General features: G+C 51.3%; 10 protein-coding genes. 8 read left to right on the forward strand and 2 right to left on the reverse strand.

All coding sequences use genetic code 11. From position 1 onward, the window contains the following. Positions 1–29: 29 nt before the first annotated feature. Together NATSA_RS12260 and NATSA_RS12265 are read right to left on the reverse strand one after the other, a co-directional pair. Positions 30–338, reverse strand: a complete 309-nt coding sequence (locus NATSA_RS12260) for a hypothetical protein (protein ID WP_210512894.1) — start codon at positions 336–338, stop codon at positions 30–32. A gap of 25 nt (positions 339–363) precedes the next feature. Continuing rightward, positions 364–1,284 carry a DUF58 domain-containing protein gene (locus tag NATSA_RS12265; RefSeq protein WP_210512895.1) on the reverse strand — a complete coding sequence of 307 codons (921 nt, stop codon included), beginning with the start codon at positions 1,282–1,284 and terminating at the stop codon, positions 364–366. Positions 1,285–1,396: 112 nt separating this feature from the next. Between NATSA_RS12265 and NATSA_RS12270 the strand changes: the two genes are divergently transcribed. The 8 genes from NATSA_RS12270 to NATSA_RS12305 all read left to right on the forward strand — a co-directional run bounded on the left by NATSA_RS12270 (position 1,397) and on the right by NATSA_RS12305 (position 12,488). Then, entirely contained in the window at positions 1,397–2,293 is an 897-nt protein-coding gene (locus NATSA_RS12270; RefSeq protein ID WP_210512896.1) for a dimethylarginine dimethylaminohydrolase family protein, read from the forward strand. Positions 2,294–2,350: 57 nt separating this feature from the next. After that, on the forward strand, positions 2,351–4,036 hold the full coding sequence (locus tag NATSA_RS12275; protein WP_210512897.1) for an AbgT family transporter: 1,686 nt from the start codon (positions 2,351–2,353) through the stop codon (positions 4,034–4,036). Between the two features lie 121 nt (positions 4,037–4,157). After that, positions 4,158–4,316 (forward strand): DUF5989 family protein, encoded by a 159-nt coding sequence (locus NATSA_RS12280; protein ID WP_210512930.1) that lies wholly within the window; start codon positions 4,158–4,160, stop codon positions 4,314–4,316. A 174-nt stretch (positions 4,317–4,490) separates the two neighbouring features. Continuing rightward, positions 4,491–5,717 (forward strand): glutamine-hydrolyzing carbamoyl-phosphate synthase small subunit, encoded by a 1,227-nt coding sequence (carA, locus tag NATSA_RS12285; protein ID WP_210512898.1) that lies wholly within the window; start codon positions 4,491–4,493, stop codon positions 5,715–5,717. 1 nt (position 5,718) lies between these two features. Further along, positions 5,719–8,550 (forward strand): carbamoyl-phosphate synthase large subunit, encoded by a 2,832-nt coding sequence (carB, locus tag NATSA_RS12290; protein WP_210512899.1) that lies wholly within the window; start codon positions 5,719–5,721, stop codon positions 8,548–8,550. 24 nt (positions 8,551–8,574) lie between these two features. Beyond that, on the forward strand, positions 8,575–9,762 hold the full coding sequence (locus NATSA_RS12295) for a D-alanine--D-alanine ligase family protein (protein WP_210512900.1): 1,188 nt from the start codon (positions 8,575–8,577) through the stop codon (positions 9,760–9,762). Between the two features lie 28 nt (positions 9,763–9,790). Further along, complete coding sequence (locus NATSA_RS12300) at positions 9,791–11,389, forward strand: ABC transporter substrate-binding protein (RefSeq protein ID WP_210512901.1); 1,599 nt, start codon at positions 9,791–9,793, stop codon at positions 11,387–11,389. 97 nt (positions 11,390–11,486) lie between these two features. Next, entirely contained in the window at positions 11,487–12,488 is a 1,002-nt protein-coding gene (locus NATSA_RS12305) for an NAD(+)/NADH kinase (protein WP_246481818.1), read from the forward strand. The last annotated feature ends 46 nt before the right edge of the window (positions 12,489–12,534 follow it).

The raw sequence follows: 12,534 nt of genomic DNA on the forward strand, positions 1-12,534 counted from the left end.
GGCATTGCGCCTGAGGACCGGTTCAGATGCTAACGCCTGTGCTTGCGGCTGCGCCTGCGCCATTGAACGAAGTGAAACCCCACAAAAATGATGAAGATAGCAGAAAAGAGAAAAAGGTAATCAAAGAGCAGCTGCTCCGGGTGTTCGCGGACATCAGGCCACGCATCCAGAAGGAACATCTCCACGGCCAGAATGATAAGAGGAAGCAGCACGGCCAGCTTCAGGCTTTCGATAAAAATGTAATTCCATTTTTTTTTCTCACCATTATTGTCGTCTTCCTCCGCTGAAACCGCCGCGTCATCCGGTTTCTCCTCATCCCATGGTTTATTCCAATCCATAAATATTGAATCAATGATAATTGTGCTACATCAGCCGCCTTCGCTTGTTCAAAAAGGCCAGCAGAGCATAATCAAACGGATCCTGCGTATCAACTTCTTCATAAGAAATATTGGCGTCACTGCAGGTAATCCTGAAATTTTTGGTGTATTCCTTCATTTTTTTCTGATAATCCTTCCGGATCTGCCGGGGAACCACATCCATTTCCCCTCCCGTTTCAAGATCGCTGAACACATACCGGTCATCGGGAAAATCCAGTTCACGCTCGCTGCGCTTTTCCAGAAGATGAAACAGAATAACCTCATGCTTTTTGTGACGCAAGTGTTTAAGCGCCGAAATCAGCTCATCCTGTTTCTGGACATTTTCGAAAAGGTCGGTCAGAATAATTACAAGGCTTCTGCGGTTGATCCGCTCTGCAAGCTGATGAATGGCTTCCGCCGAGGCCGTCTGCCTCTTCTGCGGGACATCCCCGTCGTAGGTATCCAGTATCTGCTCCAGGTTTTTGTAAAGATGAAGCAGGTGTCCGTACGATGATTTTGCCGGAATGATCTCCCCGATTTCCCTGTCGAAAGCGGCCAGCCCGCATCCGTCACGCTGACGATGAAGCATATAAGCCATGGCCGCACCCAAATGCACCCCGTAGCGGAGCTTTGACCAGTCCGCAAAATACCGGAACTGCATGGAACTGCTCACATCCATCAGCATGTAGCAGCGCAGGTTGGTCTCTTCTTCGTACTGCTTGACGAAGTAACGTTCCCTTTTCCCGTAGACTTTCCAGTCCAGATGCTTCAGATCGTCACCGGGATGATAGGGCCGGTGTTCGGCAAACTCCACACTGAAACCGAAAAACGGACTTTTATGCAGGCCGCTGATGAATCCCTCCACAATCTGTCTGGCTTTTATTTCCAGTGGAGTAAGACGGTTTAGCAATTCGGGGGATAGCAGCATAACGGATATTATTTTTTTGGAATCTCTGCAAAAAAAGGACAACACTCAAACTTCTTCAAAGTTTTTTTATTTTGGTGAGTTCCAGAAACTGTAAATATTCATACTGCCGATTATGTCATCTATCATAACCAAGCCGGATGAACTCAGGGATGCATTGAAAAATGCCGATAACATGCCGCTGCCTGATCAGGTGCTCATGGTGACTCCGGACCATTTTTCCGTTGATTATATCATCAACCCGCATATGGAAGGCAATGTCGGAACCGTGAACCCGGAAGCCGCCCGGTGGCAATGGGAAGTGGTTCGGGATAAGTTTCGCCATCTGGGGCTTAAAATGCATGAAATCACCGGTCAGCCGGGCCTGCCGGACATGGTTTTTTCAGCAAATCAGAGTCTGCCCTATGTCGACTCCAAAGGGCACAGGCACGCCTTGATGAGCATCATGCACTCTGATCAGCGCAAGGATGAGGTGCCGTTTTTTGAGCAGTGGTACCGCCAAAACGGCTATGAAATCCACTACCTCAATCCGCAGGAGATCAATGATTTTGAAGGTATGGGCGATGCGATCTGGCATTTCAAAAAACGCCTTTTATGGGGGGGATTCGGGTACCGGTCTTCTCGAAAGGCCTATGAGCATATCTCCCGGACCCTTGACGTTCCGGTGGTCATACTGGAACTAATTCACCCTTCGTTTTATCATCTTGACACCTGCTTCTGTATCCTGAACAGTGACTCTGTGCTGATATATCCTCCCGCCTTTACAAAGGACGGACTTGAACTGATACATACGGCTTTTTCCAATGTCATCGAGGCACCGGAAAAGGAAGCGGAAGAGCTGTTTGCCTGCAATGCAAGCTGTCCGGACGGCCGGAAAGTCATCATCCAGAAAGGATGTAATGAAGTTAACAAGGCACTGAAAAAGCTCGGTTTTGCATTTCTGGAGGTGGATACTTCGGAATTCCTGAAAAGCGGCGGCAGTGTTTTCTGCATGAAAATGCTCTTGTGGTAACCGTGCGGAAAGTTTACTGATCCCGTCAAAATGAACACAGCAATCTGTTTGGAGTAAATGAGTAAAAAAATCGGAGCCCCGCCCAAAAAGAATGACTGGTTTACCCGTTTTCTTGATGTTGTTGAATGGCTCGGGAATCTTCTTCCCCATCCCGTAACACTATTTGCGCTGTTTGCCACCGGTGTGATTCTTATCAGCGGACTTGCCGAGTTTCTCAACTGGTCTGTTCCCGATCCTCGCCCGGAAGGTGCCGAAGGACGCTCTCCCGACGGAAAAATTCAGGCTATCAGTCTGCTGAACGGTGACGGTCTGCGGATGATACTTGAAAATCTGGTCACCAACTTTACGGGTTTTGCCCCGCTTGGGGTTGTACTGGTGGCCCTGCTCGGTGTAGGCGTCGCCGAGCATTCAGGACTGATAAGTGCGGTCATCCGCGGGATCGTTCTGAAAGCGGCATCGGTCAAACCGATGACCCTCAAGACAACCGAAAACCTCACGCTGCCGGAAAAAGTCAGCTATTATCTGATGCGGCCTTTTGCGCTGATTCTGGATCCGAAAATACTGGTTACCGTCGCCGTTGTGTTTACCGGCATTGTTTCAAACACCGCTTCCGAGCTGGGATATGTCGTCCTGGTTCCTCTCGGGGCCGTTGTATTTCTTTCTCTGGGACGGCATCCGCTTGCCGGACTTGCCGCGGCATTTGCCGGTGTTTCCGGCGGATACAGTGCCAACCTGCTGCTGGGAACCATAGACCCCCTGCTTGCTGGACTCACTCAGGAAGCTGCACAGCTCGTTGACCCGGGTTACATGGTCCACGCCGCTGTCAACTATTACTTCATGTTCCTCAGCGTGTTTTTGATCACCTTTGTCGGCACATGGGTAACCATTAAGATTGTCGAGCCCAAGCTCGGGCCCTATGATCCGGACATCGCCCTGGAGGATGTCAGCGATGAACAGTCCATGGAGCCGCTTTCATCCACCGAAAAAAGGGGACTGCTCTGGGCCTTCATCACCTTTGCAGGACTCCTGGGCATACTTGCCCTTGGTGTTGTTCCTGAAAATGCCGTCCTCCGCAATCCGGAGACCGGTGAAATACTCAACTCTCCGTTCCTGAACGGAATTGTGGCCATAATTTTTGTGGTATTCATGGTTCCGGGTTTCGTTTTCGGATGGGTTACGGGCTCCATGAAATCAGACCGGGACATCATTGACGGGATGGCAAAATCCATGTCCACGCTCGGCCTGTATATTGTGATCGTCTTCTTTGCCTCGCAGTTTGTTGCCTTTTTCGGATGGACCAACCTTGGCCAGATTGTAGCTGTTACCGGAGCGACATTTCTTGATAACATTGGTTTAACCGGGCCGCTCGTATTCGTGGGCTTCATTATGGTTTCGGGTTTTGTGAACCTCATGCTGGGGTCGGCATCAGCGCAATGGGCGGTAACCGCACCCATTTTCGTACCCATGCTTATGCTCATCGGATACAGTCCGGAGGTCATTCAGGCAGCTTACCGCATCGGTGATTCGGTGACCAACCTGGTGACGCCAATGATGAGCTATTTCGGTCTGATCCTGGCCTTTGCCAACAAATATGACAAAAACCTGGGTATCGGCACGATTATCAGCACCATGCTGCCATACAGCCTGTTCTTTTTCATCAGCTGGGTCATTCTGTTTTACGTGTGGGTATTCGGATTCGGCATGCCTGTCGGCCCCGAAGCGGCAACCTACTACAGTCCCTGATTTCGGCTTATCCGGCATTGATTAAGGAACCGGATGCAGTTTTTCAAAATTCAATTTCAGTAATTCCAATTTTTGGTTATTTTTAGGAGAATGTAACAGAATGATCTGAACACCCTTTGCAATGGGAAAAATTGGCATACTACGTGAGTTTTGGGAGTTTCTCCGCATACGCAAGAAGCTCTGGCTGGCGCCCATTGTTTTCATTCTGCTTCTGTTAGGACTGTTAATAGTAGCAACCAGCAACACGGCACTGGCACCGTTTATTTATGCCTTGTTCTGAGTTTATGACACACCATCCAGATGCAACTCCTTTTTTAAAAATATCCGGCTCTGGTTTTTTCAGTGTCGGATTTTTTTTGGGTATTTCATCCGGGATGTGCGGCCGTTTTACTCCGGTATCACGGCATGAATCAGAACACCTGCCAGGCTCCATCGCAACCCACAACCAGGACTGATGCATCAAACGACCAGAAAAAAGAAAGCCATACTTGCACTGGCTGACGGGACGGTAGCACACGGACACGCCATCGGATTTCACGGCATCACCGGCGGCGAACTCTGCTTCAACACCAGCATGACCGGATACCAGGAGATCTTCACCGATCCGAGCTATCACGGCCAGCTGATGATGATGACCTATCCCCACATCGGCAACTACGGTGTCTCCTCCCGCGACGATGAGGCGCACAAGGTGATGATTTCCGGCCTTATTGTCCGCGACTTCTCGCACCATTACAGCAATACCATGGCCGATGGTGATCTTGATGAATACCTCAACCGCAACAAGATCGTCGGAATCACCGGAGTGGACACCCGCAAGCTGGTACGGCATATCAGGCGCAAAGGAGTGCTGAATGCCGTTATATCCAGTGAAAGCGAGGATGAAAAAGCGCTGGTAGAGCAGGCGGTGCAATGGCCGTCAATGGTCGGACTTGAGCTGGCGTCGCGGGTGTCACGGAAAGAGCCGCAGACATACAAGCCCGATCAGTTCCGGGACTACTTTCCGAGGATATCACAAAATACTGAAGATGGTCTGCTTGACCATCCCACCGATCCGGATGCCACAGGCTACCGGCAGAAAAATCCCAAAACGCTGTACAAAGTTGCTGCGATAGATTACGGCATCAAGCAGAATATCATCAACAGTCTTGTCCAGCGCGGGTGCATGCTGCGCGTTTTTCCTGCCAAAACAGATTTTAAAGAAATACGTGACTGGGGACCCGATGCCTTCTTTTTCTCAAACGGCCCAGGTGATCCCAATCCGATGGATTACGCCCTTGAAACCATCCGGGAAGCAAAAAAGACCGGCAAGCCGATGTTCGGTATCTGCCTGGGTCATCAGCTGATGGCCATGACCGAAGGCATGCGGGTGATCAAAATGCTGGTAGGCCATCGCGGCGCCAATCAGCCGGTCAAAAACCTGCATCGTGATCATGTTGAGATCACTACGCAAAATCACGGATTTGCCGTAGATCCGGAGTCGGTGACATCCGATGTCGCGGAGATCACGCACCAAAACCTCAACGACGGTACACTCGAAGGGCTGGATTTCAAGAATTTTGACGGATTCGGCGTTCAATATCATCCCGAGGCCTCACCCGGTCCGCACGACTCCTCCTACCTGTTCGACCACTTCGTCGACCGCATCCAAAAACACAAAGAAAAAAACGGGTCAGCATAACATGCCGAAACGAACTGATATCAACACCATTTTATTGATAGGATCAGGTCCGATCGTCATCGGTCAGGCTTGCGAATTTGATTATTCCGGTACACAGGCCTGCCGCTCCCTGAGAGAAGAAGGCTACCGTGTTGTGCTCATTAATTCGAATCCGGCTACCATCATGACCGATCCGTCCATGGCCGATGCCATTTATATGAAACCGATGACAACCGATTCCATCAGGGAGATTGTTGAAATCGAGAACCCGGATGCGGTGTTGCCGACAATGGGCGGACAAACGGCACTGAACCTGGCCAGAGACCTGCACCATGAAGGCTACTGGAAAGAGAAAGGCATTGAGATCATCGGTGTGGACATCGATGCGATCGACATCACCGAAGACCGGCAGCAGTTCCGGGACCTGATGGAGGATATCGGGATCGATCAGTGCCGCAGCCGAACGGCTAAGTCGCTGCTTGACGCCAAGGAGATTGTCCTTGAGCTGGGCGGATTGCCTGTGGTGATCCGGCCCTCGTTTACGCTTGGCGGGACCGGCGGCGGCATCGTCTGGACCGAGGAGGAGTTTGAAAAGAAGGTGCTTCGCGGGCTTGAACTCAGCCCGATCCACGAAATCCTGATCGAAGAATCCATTTACGGATGGAAGGAGTATGAGCTGGAGCTGCTGCGCGACAACAACAACAATGTGGTGATCATCTGCTCGATTGAGAATTTCGATCCGATGGGGGTGCATACCGGAGACTCCATCACCGTGGCACCAACGCAAACCCTTACCGACAAGCAGTATCAGCTGCTCAGGGATGCCGCCATCCGCATGATGCGCTCCATTGGCACATTTGCGGGAGGCTGCAATGTGCAGTTCGGGATGGAACCCGGAACCGACCGGCTGGTGGCGGTCGAAATCAACCCGAGAGTCAGCCGCTCATCGGCCCTGGCATCGAAAGCCACCGGTTATCCGATCGCCAAAATTGCATCCAAACTGGCTGTCGGCTACAACCTTGATGAGCTTCAGAACCAGATTACAAAGACAACATCCGCATGTTTTGAACCGTCGCTCGACTATGTCGTGGTGAAAGTGCCGCGGTTCAACTTCGAAAAATTCCCCGGTGTGGATGAAGAGCTGACCACGCAGATGAAGGCGGTGGGCGAGGTGATGTCCATTGGCCGGACTTTCCCCGAAGCGCTTAACAAGGCCTGGCAGTCCCTTGAAGTCGGCCGCGGAGGCCTGGGAGCGGACGGATACGAGGAAATCAACCGTGAAAATGTCCGCAAACGGCTGCTGAAAGCCTATTGGGACCGCAGCCTGCAGGTCCGCAATGCCTTCAAACTGGGCACGAGCATCGAGGAAATTCACGATGTGACGAAAATCGACCACTGGTTTCTTGAAAAAATACAGTACCTCGTGCATCTGGAAAACCGCACCGAAGGGCAGACCATTTACAACATTGATGAAAAAGATCTCCGAGAGCTCAAGCAGGCCGGATTTTCCGACCGGCAGATTGCATGGTTGCTCAGCCAGAGTGATGTTGAAAATATTACGGAGAATCAGGTACGGCAAAAGCGCGATGAGCTTGGCATCCGTGCCGTATTCAAGATGGTAGATACCTGCGCCGGTGAATTCCCCGCATCAACCCCCTACTATTACTCCTGTTACGATGAGGAGAACGAGAGTGAGGTCAGCGACCGGAAAAAAGTACTGATTCTGGGCAGCGGTCCCAACCGGATCGGGCAAGGCATTGAGTTTGACTACACCTGTGTGCATGCGGTTTTTGCCGCGAACGACATGGGCTACGAAACCATCATGGTCAACTGCAATCCGGAAACGGTCTCAACGGATTTCGATGTAGCTGACAAACTCTATTTTGAGCCGGTTTTCTGGGAACATGTGTACAACATTATTCAGCACGAGAAACCTGAGGGTGTCATTCTGCAGGTGGGCGGGCAGACAGCACTCAAGCTGGCAAAGCGGCTGACCGAGCACAACATCCGCATTTTCGGCACACCATTTGAAATGATGGATCTGGCTGAAGACCGCGGCAAGTTTTCCGAGACCCTGCTGCGGCTGGGCATTCCGTTTCCTTCCTACGGCACTGCCTTTACAGCAAAAGAAGCGGTGGAAATAGCCAGCCGGATATCCTATCCGGTCCTGCTTCGTCCGAGTTATGTCCTTGGCGGACAAGGAATGTGCATTGCCGTAAAAGAAAGCGAGCTGGATGAGCACGTCCGGACTTTGCTAAAGACCCATCCGGAAAACGAATTCCTTATTGACCACTTTCTCGAGGATGCCATCGAGGTGGATTTTGACTCCGTTTATGACGGTGAGCAGCTGCATATTTGCGGTATCATGCAGCATCTTGAGCCGGCCGGGGTGCACTCCGGCGACTCAACGGCTGTGCTGCCCCCCTATTCGCTGAGCGACCGCGTCATCGAGACCATGAAAGAGTACCAGGTCAAGATCGCAAAAGCGCTCAATGTGCGGGGTTTCATCAACGTGCAGTATGCGGTCAAAGGCTCGGAGGTATACGTCATCGAAGCCAATCCACGGGCCACCAGGACCATCCCCTTTGTGGCCAAGGCCACTGGCCGCCCCGAGGCGGACATCGGTGTCAAGGTCATGCTGGGCGCCAAATTGAGTGAGTTCGACCTTGAATCAAAACTTGAGCATTTCGCAATCAAGGAACCGATATTTCCGTTCGACAAATTTCCGGAGGTAAAAAAAGAGCTGGGTCCGGAAATGAAATCGACCGGCGAAACCATTTACTTTCTGAAAGACTTCAAAGACGAGCATTTCCGCAAGCCGTTTGAGTTCAAGAATATGTATCTTAGCCGGTAGAATGCTCACTTAATTACATCGGCAATGCAGCAAAACAACCTGGTCATCGCCTTCGGCGGTGTTTCACCGGAGCACGAGGTATCCGTTCTCACGGCCATCCAGGCCGCCTCGGCCCTGAAAGACACAAAATGGAACCCCATTGCACTTTATATCACAAAAAGCGGACAGTGGCTGACCGGATCCCATCTGCTCGACCTTGAATCCTATAAAGACCTGAAACAGTCACAGGAGAAAGGAATTCCCTGCCACTTCACCATATCCGACACGGGTAAAACCGAGCTGATCGCGCGCCCGGGCGGCCTTTTTTCGCGCGACAGCCGCATTCCGGCGGATGTCCTTTTGTGCGCTTTTCACGGTTCCGATGGTGAAAACGGGGCATTCCAGGGGCTCTGTGAGACCATGAACATCCCTTACACCGGCTCCGGAGTAACAGCCTCCGCCATCGGAATGGACAAACGGCTTGCCAAAGAGCTCTGCCGGCAGCACGGTATCCCGGTAGTCGACGACATCCGCATTACAGAAGAGAACTGGGTTGAAAACAAGCAAGACCTCATCGAAAAGTGTGAATCAGTGGGTTATCCCCTCTACGTCAAACCCGTCGCGCTCGGAAGCAGTATTGGTGTTCACCGGGCGGAAAACCGCAGTGAGCTTGATGATGCAGTGGAGGAGTCATTCCGGTATGATTCCGGCCTGCTCGTTGAGAAGGCTGTCCACCCCCTGACAGAAATCAACTGCTCGGTACTGGGCGATGAAGACCATTTCAGGACAAGTGTCTGTGAGCAGCCGCTGGGTAAAGAGGAGCTGCTCTCGTTTGAAGATAAATACATGAGCGGAGAAGGTGAGGCAAAAGGAATGGCCTCAGCCAGCCGGAAGATCCCGGCCCCGGTTTCATCCGAAAAAACCGAAGAGATCCGCAACCTTGCAGGAAACATTTTCAGCATTCTGGGATGCGCCGGTGTGGCACGTCTTGATTTTCTTATGAATTCGGATACCGGCGAGATATTTTTTAATGAAATTAATACGATTCCCGGATCGTTTTCTTTTTACCTGTGGGAAGCAACGGAAATCGGATTCGATACGTTGCTGGAAGAGCTGATTTCTGTCGCACAGAAACGTCACAAGAAAAAAAACAGCCGCATACGGTCTCATGAAGTGAATTTGTTGAGTCAAAAGGCAATGAGAGGACTCAAGGGGATCAAGGGCGGCAAATAACTCACTTGCGCTTACGCTTACACTGTCTATGTCTTTTTCTCCTGATACCCTTTCCCGATTATCCTCCGGATTCCCTTTCCGTCCGGTGACAGGCTTTGTTTTCCTGATCCTCATTCCCGCACTGTGGCTTTCCTCATGCGGTCCCACCACCGAAACCATCGTTGTCGACAGGCAGGCACGCGCCGTGGAAGATGATGAAGAGGAAGAAGTAGTTGAAGAAGATGAACTCCGGGTACTGAAAATCGGTGAATCCAACCGAATCCGGAGCATGGATCCTCTTTTTGCAGTCAACACCGCCACCAAGCGGATGATCCAGCTGAGTTACGAGGGCCTGGTGAAACTTGACGAGGAAGAAAACGCGGTTCCAGCGGCAGCTTCGCGGTGGGAAGTTTCTGATGATTCCCTCACGTACACATTTTTCCTGCGTGACGATCTGTTTTTCCATGATGATGAAAGCTTCAGCCAGGGACGGGGACGAAAAGTAAACAGCAGGGATGTCAAGCGGGTGTTTGAACGCATGGCATCACGGGACGTTCCTCCCAACGCGGCCGAGCTGTTCATGGACAATATCCGCGGGTTCGAGTCCTATTTTCTGGAGCAGCGCGACGTCTATTTCGATGAGGACCGGCAGATTGATTCCATTTCCGGTATTGAAGCAAAAAATGATTCGACGATCGTCTTTCATCTTTCAGAGCAGGATCCGGCCTTTCTTTCATACCTCGCCACGCCCTACGCCGTAATATATCCCCGGGAACCATTCCGTTTTCGTGACGACGGCCTGCATTCCCACGCGGTCGGGACCGGGCCCTTCCGTTACAGCACCACCGTTGGCGACAGCATCCATATTTTCAACAGAAACGAATCCTTCAACAGAAAGGATGACGAGGGACGCACGCTGCCGCGGGCCCACCGTGTCGAGCTTATGAGCGGTATCAGAGAAGCACACCTCTACAGCCATTTCAACCGCGGGGTTATCAATATCCTTCCCGATCCCGGACCCGGAAATATCCAAAGAATGATCACCAGTGAGAATGAACTGAAAGATCCGTACCGTGACAAGTACAAGCTTCAGGCACAGGCCAACCCGGAGCCGCTGGTCATCCGGTACAATCAGAACAATCGTTTCAATATCGGCCGGCCGGAAGCTGCCGCTGTACTGAGGCACGTGACCGGGGATACACTTTATAAAGAGCTCGGGGTTCCCTCACTGGAGATTACCTATCAGGATGATGAGTACTCCCAGTCCAATATCGCAAGAGTCTTCAACAGATTCGGAGAAGATGCGCCAGACCGGCTTGTTTTTGCATATCAACAGGATATACTGCCCAGAACACTGAGCGAAACCATTTATGACCTGATGGACGACAATCTCAGGGTGGACTTGATCCAGCGAAGGGTATTCAGCAGGGATATTTTTCTTTATCTTGACTACATCCCGGTATACACATCCGGACAGCAGCCGGAACGTCAGCCCCAGGAGGTCATGAGGCTGGAATCAGACCGCTATCTGCTGAAAGACAAAACCGTTGACAATGTCAAACTCAATACACTCAGCTGGTGGATGGATCTGACACAGGTCCGGAAAACAGCGGAACCAGCCGAACGGGCTGAAACGGCCGGACGCTGACCGGAAAGGGCAGATCACCAGCTCGAGACAGCCGTGTGCTTGTCAGGCCGCTCATCTGCTGACGTAAAAGAGCACTCCGTAAACCAAAAGCAACGGTATGCCGGATAAACCGGTGACCGGGTATTACCCAACACCGGCAAGAGGCGGAAGCGCACGCAAAATCCTTTTAAAATACCGTCATAATGCGTATATTGAGGAGATTTATAAAAATTATTTCAAGCCCATGAACCTGTCCCTGCACTTACACCCACGCAATCCGATGGCGGTCCAGACCGTCCGGGAGATGCTGGTGATTGCAGGGGAACTCGGGATACACATTCACCTGAGTAAAAGAGTACTTTCTGCGTTTCAGGATGATGCCGACCGCAAGTCCGTCACCGTACATGAGACGGACCGTGCAACCATGGAAGCCGGTGATGCAGTAGCTGCCGTGGGAGGTGACGGCACGATGCTGAGTGCTGCCGGTCTTGCCAGGCCGATACAGCGTCCGCTTCTTGGCATAAACAGCGGCAAGCTTGGTTTTCTGGCAAACATTCAGCGTCAGGATCTCAGCGTCGCACTGCATGATGTAGCATCCGGAAATTACGAACTTGACACCAGGAATTTCATCGAAGCCGAATTCAGCAACGGAGAGATTCACTATGCCCTGAATGAATTCGTTTTTTCACGACACGGATCGGTTTCCATGATCACACTGTCTGCCGAATATGACGGTGAATTTATAAACCGGTACTGGGCCGATGGTGTCATCGTCTCATCCCCAACCGGTTCAACAGCTTACAATTTATCCACGGGCGGACCCATTGTCGTCCCGCAAACCGATGTGATGGTGCTGACTCCAATCAGTCCGCACACACTAACAACCAGACCGCTGGTATTGCCCTGTGAAAAAGACCTGACAATCCGGGTCGATCCTGCAGATCAGAAAGTTTTGTTTTCAGGAGACGGGAACAACCATGACCTGCCTGCGGTCTCTCCGGAAGTAAAGATCCGGAAATCAGCGAGTATCATGCAATTGATCAAACTTTCAGGACAAAGCTATTTTGAGACCCTGCGTAACAAGCTTATGTGGGGTGCAGACATGCGTGATGAGCGTTGAAATTATTTACCAACCAATCAAACCCCAAACCTTAAAAATTACAAGA

The organism is Natronogracilivirga saccharolytica (genome assembly GCF_017921895.1).
GTDB classification, from domain to species: domain Bacteria; phylum Bacteroidota; class Rhodothermia; order Balneolales; family Natronogracilivirgulaceae; genus Natronogracilivirga; species Natronogracilivirga saccharolytica.

Excerpts from the sequence above, each read along its gene's own strand:
- NATSA_RS12260 (WP_210512894.1), bottom strand. The coding sequence starts at position 338 with ATGGATTGGAATAAACCATGGGATGAGGAGAAACCGGATGACGCGGCG.
- NATSA_RS12295 (WP_210512900.1), top strand. The coding sequence starts at position 8,575 with ATGCAGCAAAACAACCTGGTCATCGCCTTCGGCGGTGTTTCACCGGAG.
- NATSA_RS12300 (WP_210512901.1), top strand. The coding sequence starts at position 9,791 with ATGTCTTTTTCTCCTGATACCCTTTCCCGATTATCCTCCGGATTCCCT.
- carB (WP_210512899.1), top strand. The coding sequence starts at position 5,719 with ATGCCGAAACGAACTGATATCAACACCATTTTATTGATAGGATCAGGT.
- NATSA_RS12275 (WP_210512897.1), top strand. The coding sequence starts at position 2,351 with ATGAGTAAAAAAATCGGAGCCCCGCCCAAAAAGAATGACTGGTTTACC.
- carA (WP_210512898.1), top strand. The coding sequence starts at position 4,491 with ATGCATCAAACGACCAGAAAAAAGAAAGCCATACTTGCACTGGCTGAC.
- NATSA_RS12265 (WP_210512895.1), bottom strand. The coding sequence starts at position 1,284 with ATGCTGCTATCCCCCGAATTGCTAAACCGTCTTACTCCACTGGAAATA.
- NATSA_RS12305 (WP_246481818.1), top strand. The coding sequence starts at position 11,487 with ATGCCGGATAAACCGGTGACCGGGTATTACCCAACACCGGCAAGAGGC.
- NATSA_RS12280 (WP_210512930.1), top strand. The coding sequence starts at position 4,158 with ATGGGAAAAATTGGCATACTACGTGAGTTTTGGGAGTTTCTCCGCATA.
- NATSA_RS12270 (WP_210512896.1), top strand. The coding sequence starts at position 1,397 with ATGTCATCTATCATAACCAAGCCGGATGAACTCAGGGATGCATTGAAA.